General features: G+C 62.0%; 25 protein-coding genes. 13 read left to right on the top strand and 12 right to left on the bottom strand.

Annotated elements, in window-relative coordinates:
* Window positions 1-320: 320 nt before the first annotated feature.
* From R1T40_RS07865 to R1T40_RS07855, 3 genes are all read right to left on the bottom strand, one after another.
* The gene (locus R1T40_RS07865) at window positions 321-1,271 is read right to left on the bottom strand and encodes a DUF4238 domain-containing protein (protein WP_317386505.1); all 951 of its coding nucleotides are present in this window, start codon (window positions 1,269-1,271) and stop codon (window positions 321-323) included.
* On the bottom strand, window positions 1,268-3,226 hold the full coding sequence (parE, locus tag R1T40_RS07860) for a DNA topoisomerase IV subunit B (RefSeq protein WP_106162813.1): 1,959 nt from the start codon (window positions 3,224-3,226) through the stop codon (window positions 1,268-1,270). The genes R1T40_RS07865 and parE overlap by 4 nt, the downstream gene beginning before the upstream one ends.
* Before the next feature lie 126 nt (window positions 3,227-3,352).
* Window positions 3,353-3,961, bottom strand: a complete 609-nt coding sequence (locus R1T40_RS07855; RefSeq protein WP_317386504.1) for a hypothetical protein — start codon at window positions 3,959-3,961, stop codon at window positions 3,353-3,355.
* 112 nt (window positions 3,962-4,073) lie between these two features.
* On the opposite strand from R1T40_RS07855, the gene R1T40_RS07850 reads away from it, so the two are divergent.
* The 5 genes from R1T40_RS07850 (at window position 4,074) to R1T40_RS07830 (ending at window position 9,555) form a co-directional block, all read left to right on the top strand.
* The gene (locus R1T40_RS07850; protein WP_317386503.1) at window positions 4,074-5,489 is read left to right on the top strand and encodes a pyridoxal phosphate-dependent decarboxylase family protein; all 1,416 of its coding nucleotides are present in this window, start codon (window positions 4,074-4,076) and stop codon (window positions 5,487-5,489) included.
* Between the two features lie 77 nt (window positions 5,490-5,566).
* Window positions 5,567-6,175, top strand: a complete 609-nt coding sequence (locus tag R1T40_RS07845) for a peroxidase-related enzyme (protein WP_317386502.1) — start codon at window positions 5,567-5,569, stop codon at window positions 6,173-6,175.
* A 97-nt stretch (window positions 6,176-6,272) separates the two neighbouring features.
* The gene (locus R1T40_RS07840; protein WP_317386501.1) at window positions 6,273-6,911 is read left to right on the top strand and encodes a DUF1007 family protein; all 639 of its coding nucleotides are present in this window, start codon (window positions 6,273-6,275) and stop codon (window positions 6,909-6,911) included.
* A gap of 1 nt (window position 6,912) precedes the next feature.
* A complete protein-coding gene (locus R1T40_RS07835) occupies window positions 6,913-7,980 on the top strand; it encodes a nickel/cobalt transporter (protein WP_317386500.1) in 1,068 nt (355 codons plus the stop codon).
* Window positions 7,981-8,139: 159 nt separating this feature from the next.
* Window positions 8,140-9,555 (top strand): MATE family efflux transporter, encoded by a 1,416-nt coding sequence (locus R1T40_RS07830; protein ID WP_317386499.1) that lies wholly within the window; start codon window positions 8,140-8,142, stop codon window positions 9,553-9,555.
* 73 nt (window positions 9,556-9,628) lie between these two features.
* Here the strand turns inward: R1T40_RS07830 and R1T40_RS07825 are convergent, their stop codons facing one another.
* Window positions 9,629-10,045, bottom strand: coding sequence for a hypothetical protein (locus R1T40_RS07825; RefSeq protein WP_317386498.1), 417 nt, complete (start codon window positions 10,043-10,045; stop codon window positions 9,629-9,631).
* A 246-nt stretch (window positions 10,046-10,291) separates the two neighbouring features.
* Window positions 10,292-11,494, bottom strand: coding sequence for a pyridoxal phosphate-dependent aminotransferase (locus R1T40_RS07820; RefSeq protein ID WP_317386497.1), 1,203 nt, complete (start codon window positions 11,492-11,494; stop codon window positions 10,292-10,294).
* An 84-nt stretch (window positions 11,495-11,578) separates the two neighbouring features.
* On the opposite strand from R1T40_RS07820, the gene R1T40_RS07815 reads away from it, so the two are divergent.
* From R1T40_RS07815 to R1T40_RS07805, 3 genes are all read left to right on the top strand, one after another.
* A complete protein-coding gene (locus R1T40_RS07815) occupies window positions 11,579-11,980 on the top strand; it encodes a helix-turn-helix domain-containing protein (protein ID WP_317386496.1) in 402 nt (133 codons plus the stop codon).
* The gene (locus tag R1T40_RS07810; RefSeq protein ID WP_106162804.1) at window positions 11,977-12,252 is read left to right on the top strand and encodes a succinate dehydrogenase assembly factor 2; all 276 of its coding nucleotides are present in this window, start codon (window positions 11,977-11,979) and stop codon (window positions 12,250-12,252) included. The genes R1T40_RS07815 and R1T40_RS07810 overlap by 4 nt, the downstream gene beginning before the upstream one ends.
* 79 nt (window positions 12,253-12,331) lie before the next feature.
* Window positions 12,332-12,829 (top strand): MarR family winged helix-turn-helix transcriptional regulator, encoded by a 498-nt coding sequence (locus R1T40_RS07805; protein ID WP_207796894.1) that lies wholly within the window; start codon window positions 12,332-12,334, stop codon window positions 12,827-12,829.
* A gap of 980 nt (window positions 12,830-13,809) precedes the next feature.
* On the opposite strand, the gene R1T40_RS07800 is transcribed toward R1T40_RS07805, so the two are convergent.
* Window positions 13,810-14,238, bottom strand: coding sequence for a VOC family protein (locus R1T40_RS07800; RefSeq protein ID WP_317386495.1), 429 nt, complete (start codon window positions 14,236-14,238; stop codon window positions 13,810-13,812).
* Window positions 14,239-14,385: 147 nt separating this feature from the next.
* Between R1T40_RS07800 and R1T40_RS07795 the strand changes: the two genes are divergently transcribed.
* Both R1T40_RS07795 and R1T40_RS07790 read left to right on the top strand, forming a co-directional pair.
* Complete coding sequence (locus R1T40_RS07795; protein ID WP_317386494.1) at window positions 14,386-15,219, top strand: thymidylate synthase; 834 nt, start codon at window positions 14,386-14,388, stop codon at window positions 15,217-15,219.
* 27 nt (window positions 15,220-15,246) lie between these two features.
* On the top strand, window positions 15,247-15,729 hold the full coding sequence (locus R1T40_RS07790) for a dihydrofolate reductase (RefSeq protein ID WP_317386493.1): 483 nt from the start codon (window positions 15,247-15,249) through the stop codon (window positions 15,727-15,729).
* A gap of 99 nt (window positions 15,730-15,828) precedes the next feature.
* Here R1T40_RS07790 and R1T40_RS07785 read toward each other — a convergent pair whose 3' ends face one another.
* Window positions 15,829-16,035 carry a cold-shock protein gene (locus R1T40_RS07785; RefSeq protein WP_106162800.1) on the bottom strand — a complete coding sequence of 69 codons (207 nt, stop codon included), beginning with the start codon at window positions 16,033-16,035 and terminating at the stop codon, window positions 15,829-15,831.
* 223 nt (window positions 16,036-16,258) lie between these two features.
* Between R1T40_RS07785 and R1T40_RS07780 the strand changes: the two genes are divergently transcribed.
* Window positions 16,259-16,576 carry an ArsC/Spx/MgsR family protein gene (locus tag R1T40_RS07780; protein WP_317386960.1) on the top strand — a complete coding sequence of 106 codons (318 nt, stop codon included), beginning with the start codon at window positions 16,259-16,261 and terminating at the stop codon, window positions 16,574-16,576.
* Window positions 16,577-16,657: 81 nt separating this feature from the next.
* Here the strand turns inward: R1T40_RS07780 and R1T40_RS07775 are convergent, their stop codons facing one another.
* The 5 genes from R1T40_RS07775 to thrS form a co-directional block, all read right to left on the bottom strand.
* Window positions 16,658-17,221, bottom strand: coding sequence for a DoxX family protein (locus tag R1T40_RS07775; RefSeq protein WP_317386492.1), 564 nt, complete (start codon window positions 17,219-17,221; stop codon window positions 16,658-16,660).
* An 8-nt stretch (window positions 17,222-17,229) separates the two neighbouring features.
* Window positions 17,230-17,976: a DNA-binding domain-containing protein gene (locus tag R1T40_RS07770; RefSeq protein ID WP_317386491.1), complete on the bottom strand. Its 747-nt coding sequence runs from the start codon at window positions 17,974-17,976 to the stop codon at window positions 17,230-17,232.
* Window positions 17,976-18,848, bottom strand: a complete 873-nt coding sequence (gene bufB / locus R1T40_RS07765; protein WP_317386490.1) for an MNIO family bufferin maturase — start codon at window positions 18,846-18,848, stop codon at window positions 17,976-17,978. Before bufB ends, R1T40_RS07770 begins: the two co-directional genes overlap by 1 nt.
* A 133-nt stretch (window positions 18,849-18,981) precedes the next feature.
* Window positions 18,982-19,287 carry a BufA1 family periplasmic bufferin-type metallophore gene (locus R1T40_RS07760; RefSeq protein WP_106162796.1) on the bottom strand — a complete coding sequence of 102 codons (306 nt, stop codon included), beginning with the start codon at window positions 19,285-19,287 and terminating at the stop codon, window positions 18,982-18,984.
* 220 nt (window positions 19,288-19,507) lie between these two features.
* Window positions 19,508-21,454, bottom strand: coding sequence for a threonine--tRNA ligase (gene thrS, locus R1T40_RS07755; protein WP_317386489.1), 1,947 nt, complete (start codon window positions 21,452-21,454; stop codon window positions 19,508-19,510).
* A 247-nt stretch (window positions 21,455-21,701) separates the two neighbouring features.
* Between thrS and R1T40_RS07750 the strand changes: the two genes are divergently transcribed.
* Both R1T40_RS07750 and R1T40_RS07745 read left to right on the top strand, forming a co-directional pair.
* Entirely contained in the window at window positions 21,702-22,448 is a 747-nt protein-coding gene (locus tag R1T40_RS07750) for an alpha/beta hydrolase (RefSeq protein ID WP_317386488.1), read from the top strand.
* A 99-nt stretch (window positions 22,449-22,547) separates the two neighbouring features.
* Window positions 22,548-22,973: a VOC family protein gene (locus tag R1T40_RS07745; protein ID WP_317386487.1), complete on the top strand. Its 426-nt coding sequence runs from the start codon at window positions 22,548-22,550 to the stop codon at window positions 22,971-22,973.
* Window positions 22,974-22,982 lie beyond the last annotated feature (9 nt).

Genomic DNA, 22,982 nt, shown 5'->3' with positions numbered 1-22,982 from the left:
GCGCGCAGCGGCACGGCCCGCGCTTGATTGGGCTCCGCCCGTTGCGACCTGAAACTGTCCCCCGGACAGTTTCCAGGACCGTCTCAGCTCCCCCCCCCCCGGGGAGTTCGAACCGGTTCGCGCTGCGGCAATCGCTCTGGGGGAGCGTTTGAGGTTCGGACGGGCGGAGCCCCTCGCATCGAACATTGCAATTCGAAGTGCAGCACCTGCAGGATTTCACTTGGGACGTGGGGCGTAGCCGCACGGCCCGCGCCTGACCTTCCCCCCGGGAAGGCGCTTCACGCCTCCCCAAGGTCAGGCGCGGGCGTTGTGTTGCGGGATTACTTCCAGTGTTCGGAAGTTACATATAAAGCGGCTTTCGCCAACTGATTGTACATCTCAAGCAAAGTGGAAACACTAGCAGTTTTCTTGGCAATAGACGACATGGTTCTTTTTAAACTCGTCTCGGAAGGAGCGACAATACTTCGCTCCGCATTTATGGCGCTTACAGCGTTCAGCCGTTTTACCAATGCGATAGAATTAGAAATCTGACTAGGCCTATCGTTCATTAACTTGTCAAGAGGCGGGCGTTCAGTGTCGCCGAATAGAAGGATGTCTTTCGCCATTGGAAAGAAACACAGAACTCTTGACCCTTCAAATGGCAACCCGGTCTGTACTTTTCCGTTTTGTCTCTTGACCGAAAAATATATCACTGGATTGTCGGAGGTTACCAATGGCATGGGAGAACAGAGGCGTATAGGTCTGTACCAAAGTCCCTTTAGCGCGTTACTCACTCCATCCACAATGTGTTTGGTAGAATGTAGTCCAATTTTTGTCTTCGCATCTGCATCACCTGCTCGTGCTCGCCGAAGAAGTTCGATTCCTACATTCTCTACCTGCAATACCTTCAGAAGGCGCTCGTCGTCAGGAGTGAGCTGTAGTAGCAAATCGGTCATGAATCTTCGAACTAATGGAGAACGTGCCGCTTGAAATTGCATGAAGGCGATAGCATAGCCTATTCGCTCGCTAGTCTGGAAACCTGATCGAAATTGGGTGATGATTTGGGCGTATTCAGTTTCCAGCGTTGAAAAGAACGTTTCCATCGACGCCTTGTCAAAGCTGCCATCCGGCAAAAGTGCGGTGTTGAAGCCTGTACGTACAGTGGAGTTTTTGGGTTGAGTGGGGAATTGCTTCCCCTCCTCTTTGTCATGAACCCAGACGCACTTGCCTTCTGCAATAAATTGTTTTTGGTAGGTTTCCGCTAAAATGTGATGGCGATCAGGAACGCTCAAACATCCAGCTCCTCCACGAACTTGGCGTTTTCCTGAATATACTGGTAGCGCAGTTCGGGTTTCTTGCCCATCAGACGCTCGACCAGATCGCCGGTCTCGCCGGGTTCGTCCTCGTCGATGGTGACCCGGATCAATTTCCGGGTCTTGGGGTCCATGGTGGTCTCTTTCAGGTCCTTGGCGTCCATCTCGCCGAGACCCTTGAAGCGGCTGACGTCGATCTTGCCCTTGCCGCCGAGGCCTTTCTCCAGCCACATGTCGCGCTCAGCCTCGTCGAGGCAATAGACGCGCTTGGCGCCTTGGGTCAGGCGGAACAGGGGCGGGCAGGCCAGATAGAGGTGGCCGCCGTCGATCAGCGGGCGCATCTGGGTGAAGAAGAAGGTCATCAACAGGGACGCAATATGGGCGCCGTCGACATCCGCATCGGTCATGATGATGATCTTGTCATAGCGTAGGTCATCGAGGCTGAACTTGGTGCCCAAGCCAACGCCAAGCGCTTCGCACAGATCGCGGATCTCGGCGTTTGAGGTCAGCTTGCCGGAGGCGGCGCCCAGCACGTTGAGGATCTTGCCCTTCAGCGGCAGCAGCGCCTGATATTCGCGGTAGCGTGCGCCCTTGCCGGAGCCCCCCGCAGAGTCGCCCTCGACGATGAACAGCTCGGTGCCGGAGCGGTCCTTGGAGGTGCAATCGGTGAGCTTGCCGGGCAGGCGCAGCTTCTTGGTGGCCGATTTGCGCTGGGTCTCCTTCTCCTGCTTGCGGCGCAGGCGTTCCTCGGCCCGCAGCACCAGGAAATCGAGGATGGCACCGGCGGATTTGGTGTCGGCGGCGAGCCAGTTGTCGAAGTGATCGCGCACCGAGTTTTCCACCATCTTGGCGGCGATCTCGGTGGAGAGGCGATCCTTGGTCTGGCCGACAAAGGCCGGATCGGCGATGAAGCAGGAGACCAGCGCGCAGCCGCCCGCCATCAGATCCTCGCGGGTGATGCTGGCGGCCTTCTTGTTGCCGACCAGCTCGCCATAAGCCTTGATGCCCTTGAGCATTGCGGCCCAGAAGCCGGCGACATGGGTGCCGCCTTCGGGGGTGGGGACGGTGTTACAGTAGGACTGGGTGAAGCCATCCCGCGAGGGGGTCCAGTTGATCGCCCATTCCACGTAGCCGGGCGCGTTGAACTTCTCGCGGAACTCCACCTTTCCGGCGAAGGGCGCGTCGGCGTAGACGGAGGATTTGCCCAGCACCTCGGTCAGATAGTCCTTGAGACCGCCGGGGAAGTGGAAGGTGGCCTCGGTCGGGGTTTCACCGTCGTCGATGGCGGATTTCCAGCGGATCTCGACGCCGGAGAACAGATAGGCCTTGGAGCGCACCAGGGTGAACAGGCGCTTGGGTTTGAAGCGATGCGAGCCGAAGATCTGCTCGTCGGCGTGGAAGGTCACTGTGGTGCCGCGCCGGTTGGGGGCGGCGCCGATCTTTTCCACCGGCCCCTGCGGTACACCGCGCGAGAACCGCTGTTCAAAGAGTTCCTTGTTCTTGGCGACCTGCACCACCAGCAGATCCGACAGGGCGTTGACCACCGAGGAGCCGACCCCGTGCAGACCGCCGGAGGTCTGATAGGCCTTGCCGGAGAATTTGCCGCCCGCGTGCAGGGTACAGAGGATCACTTCCAGCGCCGACTTGTCCGGGAACTTCGGGTGCGGATCGATCGGGATGCCGCGGCCATTGTCGCGCACGGTGAGCGAGTAGTCGGCGTTCAGTTCCACCTCGATGCGGTTGGCGTGACCGGCGACGGCCTCGTCCATGGAGTTGTCGAGGATTTCCGCCACCATATGGTGCAGCGCCCGTTCGTCGGTGCCGCCGATATACATGCCGGGGCGTTGACGCACGGGTTCCAGGCCTTCGAGGACTTCGATGGAGGAGGCGTCATAGGTGTCGGACGAGGACGGGCTCAGGAGATCGTCGGCCATATGCGGATCACTGCTCTTATCGTTGGGTTTGGTTGGTGGCTATTATGGCGTATGTGATCGGGCGGGGGAAGGGGCGTGACGCGCCTGTGGATAAGGCTGCATCCCGCGTGTCGACGCCCCGCCCGGTCAGCGTTTGGCGGCGGCCGTACGGGTGGCCTGCCGTAGATCCTGCGCAACAGCTGTGGGGGTGAGGGTAAAGACTTCCTGCCCACCGTAACTGCCGTGCGCAACCAGAAAGAAGCCGGAGATCCGCTGAACCCAACGCCCCACGCCGCCGCTGGAGGATGGGGGGATTTGGACGTCGGCGCCCGGTATGGTCTGATCCAGGGCCAAGTCTAAGGCGAACATGACCGCGGAGGGCTGCTGTGCGCCGGTCCCTGTGGTGCAGGTGTGGTTCGGCTCGAGAGACCAGAACACGTAGGAGCTCGCGTCCGGGGCCGCGCTCATACCAGCGGGCGGATCCGTGTCGCAGGCCGGTGTGCGGCGTGGTGACAGCTCGTTGACGTAGACGGAGAGGTCCAGAAAGACCGGGTTGTTTCCCTGCTGGGCCAGAAAATCACGCAGCGCGGTGTTGTCGCCGTCGCCGAGCTGGCTGGCATCGGTGCTGGCGGTGCCGTCGAAATAGGCCAATGTCGGCGTCGGACTGAGCCGATCCCAAAAGTAGCCGATGCCGGTTGCAATGCCCAAGAGCGCCGCCACCAGAGCGGTGATACGCTCGACGCGTCCAATGGCCACGATCAAACCTCCCTTTGCCGATTTTGGGTGCAGCCCGAGTTGACCCTGCGCGGGGGGCTGCTCAATGTGCTGTTCAAACAGTCGCAGCTTAGCAAACGGGGGACATAGGTCCATGGAAAAGAACGGTATATTGGACCCCGACGACTGGGGCGCGTTTCGCGTGGAGGCGCGGCGGATGCTGGATGCGGCGATCAGCCAGATGCAGGTGGCGCGCGACCGGCCCTGGCAGCCGGTGCCAGAGGATCTGGAGGCGCGCTATGCCATCGGGCAGGCGGATCAGGGCGACTTGGTGGCGCGGCTGGTCGAGGAGGTGCTGCCGCATCATGGCGGCAATATCCATCCGCGGTTCTGGGGCTGGGTGCAGGGCACCGGGCTGGCCTCTGATCTGATCGCGGGCATGGCGGCGGCGGCGGTGAATGCCAATTGCGGCGGTCGCGACCATGGCGCCAACCGGATGGAACGCGCGGTGATCGACTGGACGCGGCAGGCCATGGGCTTTGCCGAGGGCGCAAGCGGCGTTTTCACCTCCGGCACGTCGCAGGCCACGGTGCTGGCGTTTCAGGCGGCGCGGGTGCGGGCGGTGCCGGATCTGCGGCAGTCGGGGCAGGGGGATCGGCGACTGACGGCCTATGCGGGGGCAGGCGTGCACAATGCCACGCTGAAGGCGCTGGAGCTGCTGGGAATTGGATCGCAGAACCTGCGCCGGGTGCCGCTGCGCGACGGGCAAATGGATCCGCAGGCGCTGCGGGCCATGCTGGCCGAGGATCGGGCGGCGGGCGCGATGCCGTTCCTGATCGTGGGCACGGCGGGATCGGTGGACCTCGGGCTGTTTGACGACCTCAATGCGCTGGCGGATCTGGCGGCTGCCGAGGGGCTTTGGCTGCATGTGGATGGGGCCTTTGGTGCCTGGACCCGGCTGGCGGAGCCGCCGTGGCGGGGATTGAGTGATGGTATCGTACGGGCCGACAGTTTGGCGTTGGATTTTCACAAATGGATGTATGTGGGCTATGACTGCGGGTTGGTGCTGATGCGGGACGCGGCCGCGCACCGGGCGGCCTTTGCGGCGCGCCCGTCCTATCTGGCGGGGGCCGAGGCGGGGCTTGCCGGGGGCGAGCCATGGTTCTGCGACTACGGTATCGACCTCAGCCGGGGCAATCGCGCGATCAAGGTCTGGTGCGCGCTGGAGATGTTTGGCGCGGCGGCCTTTGCAGCGGCAATCACCGACAATTGCAGGCAGGCGGCGCAGATGGCCGCGCAGGTAGAGGCGCGGGACGGCTTTGCGTTGATGCATCCGGTGGTGTCGAACATCTGCGTCTTTACCGCCGCGGCCGAAGAGACACCGGAGCGCCAGTCACAGATCAACACGCAGATCGCCATGGCGCTGCAGCTGACCGGGAGCGCGGTCTTTTCCACCACGGATGTGGCGGGAACCACCTGTTTGCGCGCCGCGATCACCAATCACCGGACGCGGGACGAGGATATCACCGCCGCGCTGGATGCGGTGCAGGAGATGCGGTTGCGGGTCTGACCTGCCGCGCGACCGGGAGGCTTTGCTTTGCGCGGGCGGCGGGGTAGCGTGCCTGCATTATATGCTGGAGGTGACGAATGGCCTGGATTGAGACCGTTGCATTTGAAAAGGCGACCGGAAAACTGCGCAAGCTCTATGACCGGGTGGTGGGGCCGGATGGCAATGTCGACAACATCATGATGGCGCATTCCCTGCGTCCGCATTCCATGGAAGGGCATATGGCGCTCTACAAGAATGTGCTGCACCACAGCGGCAATGCGCTGCCCAAGTGGTTTCTCGAAGTGCTGGGGGTCTGGGTGTCGGCTCTCAACGGCTGTGACTATTGCGTGGAGCATCATTTTGCGGGCTTGCAGCGGTTGCTGCAGGATGATGCGCGTGCCGATGCGATCCGCTCTGCCATTGCAGCGCGTGACATTGACAGCCTGCCGCTGCGGGATGCGGATAAGGCCGCGCTGGTCTATGCGCAAAAGCTGACAGAGCGTCCGGCAGAGATGGTCCAGGCTGATATCTGGCCCCTGCGGGACAATGGGCTGTCTGATGGCGAAATCCTGGAGATCAATCAGGTGGTGGCCTATTTCGCCTATGCCAATCGCACGGTGCTGGGGTTGGGCTGCTCGACGCAGGGCGATGTGCTGGGGCTGAGCCCGGGCAACAGCGCCGATCCGCAGGACTGGGGCCATCGGTGAGCCGCGGGCCGGGTGCCGGGCGGAAACCGGCGCAGGATGCGCGCGTGATCTTCAAACCCGCTTGAGCCCTATGGGTGCCTTCAGTAGATGTTATAACATGATCAAGAAATTTGCCCTCTGTATTGCCCTGCTCGCGCCTGCGCCGCTTCTGGCGCATCCGCATATCTTTGTGGACACCGGGCTGAAGCTGGAGGTGAACGCCGCCGGAGAGCTGACCGCGGTGGAGGTCACCTGGGCCTATGATGATTTCTATTCGCTGCTGATCTTCGAGGATCTGCTGCTCGACAGTGATTTTGACGGCGCGCTGACGCCGCAGGAGCTGGAGCGGCTGAAAGGCTTTGACATGAACTGGAGCGAGGGGTTCGAGGGCGACCTTTACCTGACCGCCGGGGCGCGTGCTTTGGCGCTGGGCGACCCCGTCCACCTGAGCACCGAGGTGGAGCGTGGCATCATCACCACCCGCCACCGGCGCGAATTGATCGGCGAGACGCCTGTCGCGGCTGGTGGGGTGACGGTGAAACCCTATGATCCGACCTATTACACGGCCTACGACCTGAGCCGCGGGGTGGAGGTGACCGGACCCTGTACCGCCTCGGTCACGCCGCCGGATCTGGACCGGGCCTATACGCTGGTCGAAGAACTTCTCTATGCGATGCCGACGGAGCAGGCCGAGGATGCCTATCCGGAGGTCGGTGCGGCCTTTGCCGCCACCGTCTCGCTGGCGTGTGAGGGCTGAGATGGCGCGGCATTTGCTGACGATCCTTGGCAGCACGCTGCTGCTGGTTGTGCTGCTGGGCGCGGTCTGGCTCTGGGGTTTTGGCGGCGCGGAGCCGTTGCTGCGTGCGGCGGCCGAGGCGCAGCGGGAGGCCCAGAATGCCATGGCGCAGGGGCTGCGGGCGCTGAAGGGCGGCCAGCCCGGTGCCTGGTGGAGCCTGATGGGCGTCTGTTTCGCCTATGGGTTCTTTCACGCAGCCGGTCCGGGGCATGGCAAGCTGGTGATCGGCGGCTACGGGCTGGGGCGGGCCGTCACCCTGTGGCGCCTGTCTGGTCTGGCGGTTGCGTCCTCCCTGGCCCAGGCGGCAAGCGCGGTGATCCTGGTGCTGGCCGGTGTCTGGCTGTTTGACTGGGGGCGGGAGCGGCTGACCGCCACGGCGGAGGATCTGCTGGCGCCAGTCTCCTACGGGTTGATGGCGCTGCTTGGACTGTATCTGCTGCTGCGCGGTCTGCGCAGGGCGCTTCGGCTGCGGGCAACAGGCGGGCGGCATCATCACGCCGACCATGGCCATGTGGCGCCGGGGCATGGCGCCACGGCTGAGGCAGGTCACACGCATCACCAGACCCATCGCCAATCTAACGACCATCCATCCCATGACCCTCACACGGATGATGGCCATGGTGATGCGGATCATCACCATCATGGACTGGGCGCAGTCTGTGCCAGCTGTGGTCATCGCCACGGACCGACGTTGGAGGAGGCCGCAAATCTCTCCTCCTGGCGGGAAGCCGTGGCGATCATCCTCAGCATCGCGGCACGTCCCTGCACGGGCGCAGTGTTCCTGCTGTTGCTGACCTGGCGGCTGGATGTGCTGTCGGCAGGGGTGGCGGGGACATTCGCGATGGGGGTGGGCACGGCCTGTGTGACCCTTTGTGTTGCGCTTGTTGCGGCGGGCGTGCGCGGTGGCGTTCTGGCGCGGGTGCTGGGGCAGGAGGGGACCGGCGGCGCGCGTCTGGCCGCCGCGCTGGAGGTCTGTGCCGGTGGGCTGGTTCTGGTGCTGTGCCTGCAGCTTCTGATGCGTAGTATGTGACGTAGCGTTACACAGCGCATTGGCCGGAGAGGCCGCTATAGGCGGGCTCTCGCCGTTTTCCAACTGCCTATTCCTTGTGCAATTGTATCGGTACGAAAACCTGACTTGTCGATACATCAAACCCGGCCTAAGGGCTTGTGCCACAAGGAGGCCGATCAGATGGCAAATACACCCCCGGTACAGATGAGCTATGGCGGACATGTCCGCGCATTGTCGATCCTTGGCCTGCCGCTGATCGGTGGTCACATCGCGCAGTTTGCCATCGGTCTGACCGATACGGTGATGCTGGGGTGGTATGGTGTTGCCGAGCTGGCCGCTGTGACGCTGGCGCAGTCATTCTTTTTCGTGTGGTTCATCCTGGGTGCCGGGTTTGCCTTTGCGGTGATGCCGATGGTGGCCTCGGCGGCCGCTCGGGATGACCATCGCCGCATTCGCCGCTCCACCCGCATGGGGCTGTGGCTGTCGGTGGTCTATGGCGCGCTGTCGACGCCCCTGATGTGGTATTCCGAGGCGATCCTGCTGGCGGCCGGACAGGAGCCCCAGGTGGCGGCGGATGCCGGAACCTACCTGCGGATTGCAGGCTGGGGGATCTTCCCGGCGCTTCTGGTGATGGTGCTGAAATCCTACCTCGCCGGGCTGGAGCGCACGCAGGTGGTGCTGTGGATCACGGTGATGGCTGCGGTGGTCAATGCGGTCGTGAACTATGTGCTGATCTTTGGACACCTCGGCCTGCCCGAGATGGGCCTGCAAGGCGCTGCGCTGGCCTCCTTGGCGACGCAAAGCGTGTCTTTGCTGGCGGTGGTGGGCTACGCGCTGTGGCGCCTGCCGGAGCATGACCTGCTGCGCAACCTGCAGCGTCCCGACTGGGAAATGATGCGCGAGATCGTGCGTCACGGCCTGCCCATCGGTCTGACCACCCTGTGCGAGGTGAGCCTGTTCTCGGCCTCTGCGCTGATGATGGGCTGGCTGGGCACGGTGCCGCTGGCGGCGCATGGGATCGCGGTTTCGGTTGCGGGCCTGACGTTCATGGCGCATCTGGGGCTGTCCAATGCAGCCACCATTCGGGTCGGCAACGCGCTGGGGCGCAGCGACAAGGTGCATATGGTGCGCGGTGCGCTGGTGGTGACGATGGCGTCGCTGCTGATCGCGGTGGCAACGGTGCTGGTGTTCTTTCTTGCTCCGGAGCCGTTGATCCTGCTGTTCCTTGACCCGGACGATCCGCAAAAGCCCGAGATCCTGGCAATCGGTGTCACGCTTCTGGCAATGGCCGGTCTGTTCCAGCTGATGGACGGGATGCAGGCGATCGCGCTGGGGCTGTTGCGCGGCTTGCTGGATACCGGCGTGCCAATGGTGATGGCGGTTCTGAGCTACTGGGCGGTCGGGGTGCCGACCTCCTATATCCTCGGCTTCCGGTTCGAGATGGGCGGCGTCGGTGTCTGGATCGGTCTGATCCTCGGCCTGAGCACCGCGGGCGTTCTGCTGCTGTTGCGGTTCTGGGTGCATGCGCTGAAGCATATGAACATGACACCGCCCGGCGATCTGCCCCCGGACATGACGGCCGGTCCTGCCGCCTGAGGTGGCAGCGGCCCGATTTTCCTATCTCAGGGCAGGGGGCAGCCGTCGGACCTGACGCAGTGCTGTGACGCGCTCAGCTGTCCTGCCCGTGGTTCTGTGACAGACGGTCGGCTTTTTTGCGTACCAATGTGCTCCGCAGGTCATGCATCGCGAGCAAAAGCCCATCGGTGACCTGCGCCAGCTGATCGTCGCTGGCGCGGGACTGCGCCCATTGTGCCGTCAGGTTCAGGTGATCCACGGTGCGCAGGATGTCGTCGACCTCACGATCCGCGAGCAAGGCTTTGCGCTCTTCCATCCACGCCCGGATGGCAGTGAGATCATCCGCGCTCAGCACCCTGTCGCCATGGGGTTTGATGTCGCCTTTCTTCAGGTTGACCACCGCGATCTGGTTCATCGCAAGCCGCTGGTTGCGGTCTTCGGTGTCGACGCGAAACACCAAGGCGCCATTCTCGCGCACTCGGAAATAGTAGTCTGGTAGGGCGATGCTCATGGAGGAACCTGAAAATACCTGCAATTTTTGAAATCTATCAGGCTGATACGGCGAAGCAAGAGGCGGCGCGATGTTGCGTCAATCTAACCCTGCCAATCACCCGGAGCTGACGGGCTATGGTGGGGCATCCCTGCGGATGGGGTCCTCTGGCGATCCCGAGATCCGTTGCAAGATGCCAAAACGGGGCGCCGCGCTGCTACACGACGCCCCGGTCATTCCTGCACGAGTCCTTGGGTCCCGCGCGGCTTAGCGCAGCGACGCGCAGAAACGCTGGATGCGGGTGCAGGCTTCTTTGAGCGCCTCATCCGAGGTGGCGTAGCTGACGCGGAAGTTCGGCGACAGGCCAAAGGCTGCGCCAAAGACCACCGCCACATCCGCCTCTTCCAGAAGCGCGGTGGCAAAACTCTCGTCATCGACTACCTTGGTGCCGGCGGGCGTGGTCTTGCCGATCAACCCGGCGATCGACGGGTAGACGTAGAAGGCCCCCTCCGGCACCGGGCAGGTCAGCCCGTCGATCTCCGACAGCATCGACACCACGAGATTGCGGCGGCGTACGAAGATCTCGTTATTGGCAGCGAGGAAATCCTGCGGGCCGGTCAGCGCCTCAAGCGCGGCATATTGGCTGACCGAACAGGGGTTCGACGTGGACTGCGACTGCACCTTGCGCATGGCGGCGATCAGCGGCTCGGGGCCGGCGGCATAGCCGATGCGCCAGCCGGTCATCGCATAGGCCTTGGAGACGCCATTGCAGGTCAGCGTGCGGTCATAGAGGGCGGGTTCAACCTGGGCCGGGGTGGCAAATTCAAAACCGTCATAGGCGAGATGTTCGTACATATCATCCGTCATCACCCAGACATGCGGGTGGCGCAGCAGCACATCCGTCAGCGCCTTGAGTTCGCTGCGCGAATAGCCCGCGCCGGTGGGGTTGGACGGCGAGTTGAAGATAAACCATTTGGTCTTGTCGGTGATCGCCGCTTCCAGTTGCTCCGGCGTCAGCTTGAAGTTGGTCTCCAGGCTGGCCTCCACCGCGACCGGCGTGCCCCCCGCAAGCAGCACCATGTCGGGGTAGCTGACCCAATAGGGCGCCGGGATGATCACCTCGTCGCCGGGATTGAGCGTCGCCGTCAGCGCATTATACAGCGTCTGCTTGCCGCCGGAGTTCACCGTGACCTGCGCGGGCGTGTAGTCGAGATCATTGTCGCGCTTGAACTTTTCGCAGATCGCCTGCTTCAGCTCCGGGATGCCGTCGACTGCGGTGTATTTGGTCTTGCCCTCGGCGATGGCGCGCACGGCGGCGTCCTTGATGGACTGCGGCGTGTCGAAATCGGGCTCGCCCGCACCCAGGCCGATCACGTCGCGCCCCGCCGCCTTCAGCTCGCGGGCCTTGTTGGTGACCGCGATGGTCGGCGAAGGCTTCACGCGGGAAAGTGTCGCAGATAGAAAGGACATGTCGGACCTCGGTTTGAATGTCATCTTTAAACCTCATAAGATGAGGCCAAACGGCAATCAAGTCATCCACGAAGGAGAGACCACATGACCGACACCACGACGGACTGGTACGGCCCTGACGCAGCAACGTTTGGTGATCGCGTGGCCGCGGCCCGGGAAAGCTCCGGCATGTCCCAGGGACAGCTGGCCCGCCGCATGGGGGTGAAGAAATCCACCCTTGCGGGCTGGGAGCAGGATCTGTCCGAGCCGCGGGCCAACAAGCTGTCGATGCTTTCGGGGCTCTTGAATGTCTCCATGAGCTGGTTGCTGACCGGCGAAGGCGATGACCTGTCTGGTCCGACAGAGGACTCGCTGGGCGAGGACATTTCCGCGATCGCACGCGAATTGCGCAGCCTGCGCGAAGATCTGCGGTCGCAGGCCGAACGGGCGGGGCGTCTGGAAAAGTCCCTGCGTCGTCTGGTGGCATCCCAGGAGCCTGCGGAATGATCGAAGCCGAAGCAGGCCAGGAAACGCGGGAGGTCCGCATCAAGCGGCTCTCCATGCGGTCCATGCGCCGTGGGATCAAGGAGATGGACATTCTCCTCTCCGGGTATGCGGCGGCGAATCTGGCTCAGATGAGCGATGAGGGTTTGACGCTCTATGATCGGCTTTTGCGGGAAAATGACCAAGATCTTTACCAATGGGTAACAGGTCAGGTCGCCGCGCCGGAGCCGTTTCACGCTCTGATCGATGAAATCTCGAGAACATACGAAAAATAAAAGAGAAATCCAGTTTAACGCATTTTCAGGAAATTGCCGTCATATTCGACGAGAAGCAATTTCGACTCGGAGATGCTGCATGAGTATGGAACGACCAATCAACCAGCTGGATCGGAAAGGATTCATGACTGGTTACCTGGATGCACTTGCACTGGTGGAGCGTCTGCACCGCCTGCTGCTAGATGTAGTCAAGGATGAGTTTGAACGCGTGGGTGTCCTTGACATCAACGCGGTGCAAGCTCTGTTGCTGTTCAACATTGGCGACAATGAGGTGACAGCCGGGGAACTGAAAAGCCGCGGCTATTATCAGGGCAGTAACGTAAGTTACAATCTGAAGAAGCTGGTGGAGATGGGCTATATGCACCATCAGCGCTGCGAAATCGACCGTCGGTCGGTCCGTGTGCGCCTGACCCCCCGCGGCCGGGAAATCCGCGACATTGTTGCGTCGCTGTTCTCTCGTCACGCTGAGGGCCTGGAGACCAAAGGCGTGATCAGCGCCGAAGGGATCGAGGATATCACCGTCTCTCTCAAGCGTATGGAGCGGTACTGGTCAGACCAAATTCGCTACATCTATTAAGAACCGTTTTTCGGGCCCAAGGTCCGTGGAGCATAAAGACAGGAATTGCACGACGTTCGCCTTTTTTGCCTCCTTCGGCTGTGCCGGAGATCACCAGTCAAATTTGCCGACCCAGCAAAACTGTCAACCCTGTCCAAGCCACCGCAATGCGCGGTCAGGATGATGAGACCGGGGTGGTTGCAGAAGCAACCAAGGCACTGCCGACGCCGGAAAATTCGGCAATCTGTTAGTAGAGTGTACGTAACACGTTGCATCCCATTGGTTCGGGCATGCTGCGACGGTGACCCCATGGGCCACCCGACCAGTTGCGACCTGCGGATGTAAGATCCATGTTGCGGCGCGCGCCTGTCCTTCCTTAGCAGGAGGCACGTGACGTTTGGGTGATCGACCACGGATCGCTGGTCCTGATTGCTTGCCCGCATGTGCATGATGGCTCTCACCCAGCCCGGTCCAGGTATTGACCTGCGCCGGGCTGGATGTCGTGTGACCGTCCGGTCTGGCGAGAGCGCGGCCCTGTCCGGTGCCGATTGCTGGAAGCTGCAAGAGCGCATTGGCTGGCGGGGGCGCGTTGCGTTTCGGTGGCGGTGGCCGTGCGATGCTGCGACGGGCCTTTGATATATCGTCAAATCAGAAGGTGATGGACCGCATCGTCATGACGCCCTTATTCATAGAACGCTCCCTTGGCTTTCGCGACCATGAGGCCTGCGCTGCAACGGGCTGTCTTGCTGAAATAGTGCTCCGCATGGTCCGATCCGCGCTGTATGAGCAGCTTGGTCATGCGGACCTACGCAAGTCTATTCCGGGCGGGCCGTATTTTTTCAACGGTATCACCGGCGCTCCGACTGATGGGAGTGGCGGTCGCAATATTCAGGGTTGTCAAAGGGATAAGGTGCCAGAAGCCGCTCCCGCGACCGGTCCGGGCGCGGGCGTGGCAGGGCATCAAGGGCAAGTCTCACATGACAGGTGTCATATGATGAGGCTTACCAATGGCCGGTGTTTTCCATGCTGGCCCATGGCTCTGCAGCGTCAAGCGCGTCACCGGCCTGCAGCAGCTCGATGGAGATATTGTCGGGTGACCGCACAAAGGCCATGCGCCCATCGCGCGGCGGGCGATTGATGGTGACGCCATTGTCCATCAGGTGCTGGCAGGTCTCGTAGATATTGTCGACTTCATAGGCGAGATGGCCAAAGTGACGGCTGTCAGAGGGCAGCTCGTCGTCGCCGTCCCAGTTCCAGGTCAGCTCGATCGGGGCTTCGTCCTGACCGGGAGGCGCGAGAAAGATCAATGAGAACCGGCCGCCCTCACTGTCATGGCGGCGGATCTCTTGCAGGCCCAGAAGCGCATAGAACGCCATGGATTTGTCCAGATCCTTCACGCGGACCATCGTGTGCAGATACTTGAGCGGCATGGGAATGTCCTTTTTCAGTTACCGAAACAATTCGGCGTCGCAGGTCAACCTAAGCTCGGTGGCGGGAATGTCGAGAGGGGCAGAGCAAAGCGCTTGGATCTCGGGGTTTGGCGCGGTATCACCGACCGGCAATCAGGAGGTTTTCCCATGCAGCAGTACCACGATGCCTTGCAGCATATCCTCGACCACGGGGTGGAAACCAGTGACCGCACCGGCACCGGCACGCTGTCCTGTTTCGGGATGCAGCAGCGCTACGATCTGGCGGATGGGTTTCCGTTGGTGACCACGAAAAAGCTGCATCTGCGCTCGATCATCCATGAGCTGCTTTGGTTCCTGTCCGGCGATACCAACATCAAGTATCTAAAGGATAATGGTGTCTCAATCTGGAACGAATGGGCGGATGAGAACGGCGACCTCGGCCCCGTCTATGGCCACCAGTGGCGCAGATTCCCGCGGCTGGAGCTGGCCGAGGGCACGCTGGGGGATGAGCCGCTTTATCGTGCGGGCACTGTCGATCAGATTGCGGATCTGGTGAAGATGATCGAGACCAGCCCCGACAGTCGCCGCCTGATTGTCAGCGCCTGGAACCCGGGTGACGTGCCGGAGATGGCGCTACCGCCCTGTCATACTCTGTGGCAAGTGCGGGTGCTGGGCGGCAAGCTGCATCTGCAGTTGTACCAACGCTCGGCGGACATGTTCCTTGGCGTGCCGTTCAACATCGCATCCTACGCGTTGTTGTTACAGATGCTGGCCCATGTGACTGGATATGAGGCTGGGACCTTCGTGCATACGATGGGGGACGCGCATATTTATTCGAACCACATGGAGCAGGTGCAATTGCAGCTGTCGCGCCAGCCCAAGGTTCTGCCGAAGCTGCGGATCGCGCGGAACGTGACGTCGATCTTTGACTTCAAATACGAGGATTTCGAGGTCGTCGGCTATGACCCGGATCCCACCATCAAAGCGCCCGTTGCGGTTTGACCGCTGGGGGCAAGGACAGGCTTTCCCATGATCACACTCATCGTCGCGCGGGCCCGCAATGGCGCCATCGGCAAGGACAACGACATTCCCTGGCACGCGCCGGAGGACCTGAAGGCGTTTCAGCGTGAGACCTCTGGCGGGGCCATTATCATGGGCCGCAATACCTGGGACTCTCTGCCGTTCAAGCCGTTGAAAAATCGCCTGAATATTGTCGTATCGTCGAACCCCGACGCGGCAGAGACCGTGGTCTCCTCGATCACGGAGGCGGTAGCACTGGCGCGGAGTGAGGGCTATGCGCGGATTTACGGGATCGGTGGTGCCGGGATCTACAAGGGGATGCTGGAGATGGCGGACCGTTTGATGATCACCGAGGTTGATCTGGACATCGCGGAGGCTGATGCCTATTTCCCGGCCTTTGACGATACGGCCTGGCGGGTGGCGGCAAAAATTCCGCTCAGAGATGACGCGCCGGGCTGTGTGCTGACGGAGTACCTGCGGACCCCTGTCTGACGATCGGCACTGATGGTATTTTGATTTTTGAAAGAGTCGCGGCTGCGCCCAAGCCACACACAAGCAGTTCGGGCGCAGCGGTGATTTTGGGGGAAGGGCTCAGAGCAGGCGAATATCGCCGGCCATTTCGCGGCCATCTCGGCCTTCGCTCAGCTCATATCCCACTTTTTGGTTGTCAGCCAGGCCGGTCAGGCCAGAGCGTTCGACGGCGGAAATATGGACAAACACGTCCTTGCCGCCCTCTTCGGGTTCAATAAAACCATAGCCCTTGGTGGTGTTGAACCATTTCACGGTGCCAGTTGGCATGTCCCGTGTCTCCTTCTTACTTGCACTTCACTTTGAGCATGCTCAAAGTACCTTTCGTCCACGCGTGCCGGAGCCGATGGATGGTGTCCGGAACACGATAACCGAAGCCCTTTAATTCAAAAGAGCCAGTTTGAGTGTGGCACGCAGTTTCGAAAAATCAAAGAAAATCGGTGGGGCTCTACCATAAATTGTGTGAAACTTTCATATGCAAGGGGAAGCAGTCGTGAAGCTATATGGGTTGAAGACATGTGATACGTGCCGCAAGGCGCTGAAATCATTGCCGGATGCGGTGTTTGTCGATGTGCGGAAAGACGGTGTTCCAGAGGTGGTTATTGAGCGGGCATATGCTCAATTTCCGGATAAATTCCTCAACACACGTTCAACCACATGGCGAAGTTTGAGTGAAGATGAGCGGGCGCGCCCGCCGCTGGAGCTGGTCAAAGAGCATCCAAGCCTGATGAAACGACCGCTGATCGAGACGGGCGATCAGCTCTATCTCGGCTGGACCGCGGATGTAAAATCGGCGCTTGGCGTGGCCTGAAGATACGCGCTTGATTGAGTGAAAACGGCGCGCGAGGCATGATCCTCGCGCGCCGTCATTTTACGGGGGAACGGTGATGGCTCAGGCGCTGGCATCGTCCTGGCGCCGCCGCAGCAGGGCGTCCACCGAGAGCGCGCCGGCGCCCTTGACCACCAGCACCACCAGGACAAAGACCCAGAGCAGGCGCTGGTCCATGATGGTGCTGTCGGAGGCGCGGTCGAACCAGGCGCCAAGCGTCTTGGCATCGGTGGCGCCGTGGCCGTAGACGTCCGTGAGCGATTGCATCACCACAAAGCCGATCATGCCCAGCGAAGCGAGACGGGTGGCAAAGCCGATGACGATCAGCAGCGGCAGGATGAATTCGGCGTAGGTGCCCGCCATGACGACGGCCCAGTGAAAGACACCAAGCTGCGAGACGTCATAGCCCGCGGCCTCCAGCTGTTTCGGGAAAATCTGGCTGTAGGCGCCGATCGAGGGCGAGAGCACGCCGAAGAGGCCATCGCCCAGTTTGGTGAGGCCGGAGTTCCAGTAGTAGATCAGCAGCACGGCGGCAAAGGTGAAGCGGGCAAACAGCGGCATCAGCCAATTGCCCGCGCGCTCGATCAGGTCGAATGCGGCGTTATGCAGAGAAATCAGGGCGTTCATGCGAAGTCCTATTGCGAGAGGTCGGTGAGGGCCAAGCCCTCGATCAGAAGCGCCAGCGGGGCGCTGAGGTCAAAATCGGGAAAATCACTTGTGACGGCCTCGGTCGCGCTGCCGAGGGTCTCGCCTGCCTGAAGCCTGGCAATCCAGTCCGCACCGCCCGGGGGCAAAGGCTGCGGAATGGGGTCGAATTCGGGTCGGGTAATCAGCACATCCTCGGCGCGGGCAATGGGCTTGGGCGCGTCGGGATGGGTGTTGTAGGCCCAGATGGCGTGGATCGGCCAGGGCGAGCGCAGCACGGCCATCGCGGGCGCGAAGCTGAGGCGGCTGGCCATCAGTTCGTCGGGCGGCAGGGTGCCGAGGTGCAGCGTGTCGAGGGGCGGTGCATCGGCGGCGTGGTAGCTGCAGCGCAGGGCCAGTTCCAGCCGTGCGACATCGCCGAGATAGCCGAGGTGAGAGAGCTGTTCGAGGCCCTCCAGAAAGTCGGGAAAGCCCTCACCATAGTGCATCATCAGGGGCGTGGTCGGCGGCTGGGCGCGCAGATAGAGGGCGGCGAGCCCGTCCATATTTTCCGGCCCCAGCAGCTTTGTGATGACGGGGAAGCCCTGATGCAGTGCTTCGGTCAGGGAGACGGCGACATTGTTGCGATAGACGCTGAAGCGCCGCCCGGCGGGCTGATCGGCGCCATCCAGCAGCCCCTCGGGCACCGGCAGGCGTGCGTCCAGAATGGCGCGTGTGAACTGGTCCTCGCGCGACATCAGGCGGCCAGTTTCACGGCGTTCAGCGCGGCGGCGGCGCGGGCGGCCTCAGCCTCCAGCACGGGCCAGTCGGGCACATCGGTGTCCCATTCCACCAGCGTCGGTTTGGGGCCGGAGCGGGCCAGCGTGTAGTCCAGCAGCGCCCAGACCGGGTCCACCACCGCGGCCCCGTGGCTGTCGATCAAGAGCGGAGCGCCGTGGTCATCCTCGTCCTCGTCATGGCCGCCAAGATGAATTTCCCCCACTAAATCAAGCGGGTAGTCGTCGATGTAATCCTGCGGGCGATAGCCGAGGTTGGTGGCGGAAACAAAGACATTGTTGACGTCCAGCAGCAATCCGCAGCCGGTGCGTTTGGCAATCTCGTGCAGAAAGGCGGGTTCCTCCCAGGTGCTCTCGGCAAAGGCGAGGTAGCTGGAGGGGTTTTCCAGCAACATCTGGCGACCCAGCAGGCCCTGCACCTGATCGATGTGATCGCTGACACGGGCCAGCGTAGCGTTGGTATAGGGCAGCGGCAGCAGGTCGTTGTAGAAATGGCTGTCGTGGGTGGACCACGCGAGATGTTCGGAAAAGCTCGCGGGGTTCAGCCAATCCGTGAGGTGCTTGAGGCGGGCGAGGTGATCTGGATCCAGCGGGCTTGCGCCGCCGATCGACAGGCCGACGCCATGCACCGAAATGGCGAAGCGTTGCGACAGATGGCGCAGCTGCGCCAGCGGGCGGCCGCCATCGCCCATGTAGTTCTCGGCGTGGATTTCCAGCCATTCGACCGATCCGGCATCCTCCAGAATATGCTGGAAATGCTGCGGCTTGTAGCCGACGCCGGGCGCATGTGGCAGCGCGTCTGGACGCGGGGAACAGTCGGGGCGGGTGAGCATGGCGCATCTCTTTCTGGATCAGGCTGAATCAGGCGGAGAACAGGAGAGCCGGCGGGCCTTGGCCGGGAGAAACGGGCGCGCCGAGTTGTGCGCGCCCGTTGTATGCGTCGGACGTGATGTCCGGGCTTGGGCCTTAGGCCGGCAGGTCGCGTTCCAGCGGCTCCAGCGCGCCGGAGCGGTCGGTGCCATCGGCCATTGCCGGCAGGTCCATCTCGGTGCAGGTGCCCTTGTCCACCAGGGTCCAGGCGTTGCCCTGGTAGTCCACGGTGGAGGTGCCGGCGCAGGTGGTGCCGGGACCGGCGGCGCAGTCGTTCTGGCCTGCAAGGGAAACGCCGTAGCATTTTTCCTTGGCCTGCGCCGAGGCGTGGGTGGTGGTGACGGCGGTCAGAGCTGCGGCAACGGCGCCGGCAACGGCGAGGGTTTTCTTGGTGGTCGACATACGCGTGTCCTCCTGAAGTGATGAGCGTCGTCTTTGGTGACAGGGCTACCTTAACCGGGGAGGGTTGCGAAAATAAACTCACGAGGCCGTGCCTCACGTCCGCGTCAGTCAATGTCAGAGAGGCGTTGCCCGCAAGCCGCTGTTTTTGCGATATTTCGGCCTGTTGTAACAAAACGGCCCCCAAGTGGGGGCCGTTCGTTTCAGTTTCAGAGGGGAATTATTACAGAAGATCCGGCGGCGTCGCAGCGCGCGACAGCTCTTCTGTAACATTTGCCAGGCTTTCCACCTTGGTCTGCTTTTCGCCCAGACGCCGCACCGAAACGCTGCGCTCCTCGACCTCGCGGTGACCGACGGCGAGAATGACCGGCACCTTGCCCACGGAGTGTTCGCGGACCTTGTAGTTGATCTTCTCGTTGCGGATGTCAGCCTCGGCCCGCACACCGGCGGCGCGCAGGGTTTCGACCACCTCGTTGACGTAGTCATCCGCCTCGGAGGTGATGGAGGCCACCACCACCTGACGCGGCGCCAGCCAGAAGGGCAGCTTGCCGGCGTGTTCCTCGATCAGGATGCCGATGAAACGTTCAAACGAGCCCAATGTGGCGCGGTGCAGCATGAAGGGGCGGTGCTTGCTGCCGTCTTGACCGATGAAATTCGCATCCAGACGTTCCGGCAGGTTGGGGTCCACCTGCAGAGTGCCGCATTGCCAGTTGCGGCCGATGGCGTCGGTCAGGGTGAATTCCAGCTTCGGGCCATAAAAGGCGCCTTCGCCTTCCAGCAGCTCATACTCGTAGCCGGCGGCCTTGCAGGCATCCCCCAGCGCCTTTTCCACCAGATCCCAGCTCTCGTCGCTGCCGATGCGCTTTTCGGGGCGGGTCGACAGTTTGATGGTCCAGTCGTGAAAGCCGAGATCGGCATAGACCTTGGACAGGAAGGCGATGAATTTTGCGGTCTCGGATTCGATCTGATCCTCGGCGCAGAAGATATGCCCATCGTCCTGGGTAAAGCCGCGCACCCGCATGATGCCATGCAGCGCGCCCGAGGGTTCGTAGCGCGCGCAGGAGCCGAACTCCGCCATGCGCAGGGGCAGGTCGCGGTAGGATTTCAGACCCTGGTTGAAGACCTGAACGTGGCAGGGGCAGTTCATTGGCTTCAGCGCGTTCACCGCCTTTTCACGGGCGTGGTCCTCGTCGACCTCAACGATGAACATGTTTTCCTGGTATTTGTCCCAGTGGCCCGAGGCCTCCCAGAGCTTGCGGTCGACCACCTGCGGGGTGTTGACCTCGACATAGCCGTCGCGGTCCTGCATCCGGCGCATGTAGTCCTGCAAGGTGGTGTAGATTTTCCAGCCGTTGGGGTGCCAGAAGATCTGACCCGGGGCCTCTTCCTGCATGTGGAACAGGTTCATCTCGCGGCCCAGCTTGCGGTGGTCGCGCTTGGCGGCCTCTTCCAGCATGGTCAGATGGGCCTTGAGCTTCTCCTTGCCGGTGAAGGCGACGCCGTAGATGCGCTGCAGCATGGCGCGGTCGCTGTCGCCGCGCCAGTAGGCACCCGCGATCGACATCAGCTTGAACGCATCGCCCGGCACCTGGCCGGTGTGCTGCAGGTGCGGACCCCGGCAGAGATCCTGCCAGTCGCCGTGCCAGTACATGCGCAGCGGCTCGTCGCCGGGAATGGCGTCGATCAGCTCGACCTTATAGGGCTCGTTGTTGTCGGTATAATACTGCACCGCCTTTGCGCGGTCCCAGACCTCGGTGGTCACCGGCTCGCGCTTGTTGATGATCTCTTTCATCTTCTTTTCGATGGTGCCGAGATCTTCGGGGGTGAAGGGCTCCTTGCGGTCGAAATCGTAATACCAGCCGTTCTCGATCACCGGGCCGATGGTGACCTTGGTGTCGGGCCAGATCTCCTGCACGGCGCGCGCCATGATATGGGCGAGGTCGTGGCGGATGAGCTCGTTGGCCTGAGCCTCGTCCTTCATGGTGTGAAGGGCGATCACGGCGTCGGCAGTGATCGGCCACTGGAGGTCCCAGTGCTGACCGTCCACGGTGGCGGAGATGGCCTTCTTGGCAAGCGAGGTGGAGATGTCGGCGGCGACCTCGGCAGGGGTGATGCCTGCGTCATAGGACCGTGCGTTGCCATCGGGGAATGTAAGGGAGACTTGGGCCATTATCTTGGCTCTCCTCGTCGGTTTGGCGCCCACTGAACGCCCGGTTGCGGGTTATATGTGTGAGAGCTGTTTGGCGGAGGGGGGCGGTGAGGTCAAGGTAGCGGGTGCAAAAAGGCGGGTGCTGTGGGCGAGGGGCGCTGCCCCTCGCGCTCCCCGAGGTATTTTGAAAAAGATGAAGGGGGCGGATTTGGCGAATCTCACCACCCATGGCATGTGAGGACGCATGAAGAATTTTGGGAGACAGCCGATGGCGCCGCAATATCTGGAAACCGCCCAAGGGCGACGCATTGCCTATCACAAGACCGACGGGCAGGGGCCCTGCGTGGTGTTCCTCGGTGGTTTGAAGTCCGACATGGAGGGCACCAAGGCGCTGTTTCTGGAAGACTGGGCCAAGGCGCGCGGGCAGGCGTTTTTGCGCTTTGACTACTCGGGGCATGGCGAGAGTTCCGGCAGGTTTGAGGACGGGTGCATCGGTGACTGGCACGAGGACACGCTGGCGGCTGTGGATCAGCTGACACAGAGTGAGATCGTACCGGTGGGGTCGTCCATGGGTGGGTGGCAGGCGCTGTTGCTGGCGAAGGCGCGGGCTGGGCGGATCAAAGGCATGGTGACTATCGCCGCCGCGCCGGATTTCACCGAAGATGGCTATTGGGCGAATTTCACCGATGCGCAAAAGGACGAGCTGAACACGCGCGGGCGGGTCGAATTGCCGAGTGACTACATGGAGCCCTATGTGGTCACCAAACGGATGATTGAGGATGGCCGCACGCGGTTGGTGCTGCGCGATGCGCTGGCGTTGCCTTTCCCGGTGCGCTGCCTGCAGGGCACCGACGACTCGGCGGTATCGACCGCGACCGCGCTGCGGCTGTTGGAGCATGCAACCTGTGAGGATATGCGGCTGGAACTGGTGAAAGACGCCGATCACCGGTTCTCGGACGAAGCCTGTTTGCGGTTGATTGCAGAGGCTGTCGCAGAGGTGTGCGCGCAAGGATGACGTGGGCCCGTTGATGGGTGTTCACATTTTGTTCCGAATTGTGTAAGCTCTGACAATACGCATCTTTTGGGGTGATATTTTTATGGTGAGGATTTTGAGATGGACCAGAGAGTGAGCCTGATCACGTTGGGTGTGCCGGATGTGGAGGCATCGGCACGGTTTTACGAGGCGCTGGGATGGACGCGGGCGGAGAGCCCCGATGGGGTGATCGCATTTGATCTGATCTCGCAAACCATCGGATTATACCCGCTGGACAAGCTGGCAGAGGATATGAACCTGCCGGTGGAGGCGCTCGGGACCGGGGCGATGACGTTAAGCTGCAATGTGCGCACCGAAGGCGAGGTGGCCCCGTTGATGGCGCGTGCGCGGGACGCGGGGGCCGAAATCCTGCGCGAGGCAGGGGCGGTGTTCTGGGGCGGCACCATTGGGTATTTTCGCGCTCCGGATGGGCACGTCTGGGAGATTGCGCATAATCCGTATTCGCCGCTCGCACCGGATGGGGCGTTTCGCTGGAACGGGTATTGAGGAAGTCAC

Origin of the sequence: Tritonibacter scottomollicae (assembly GCF_032924845.1) — a bacterium.
Lineage (GTDB): Bacteria > Pseudomonadota > Alphaproteobacteria > Rhodobacterales > Rhodobacteraceae > Epibacterium > Epibacterium scottomollicae.
The sequence above is the reverse complement of the archived record's forward strand: the minus strand, read 5'-3'. Positions and strand labels throughout refer to the sequence as shown.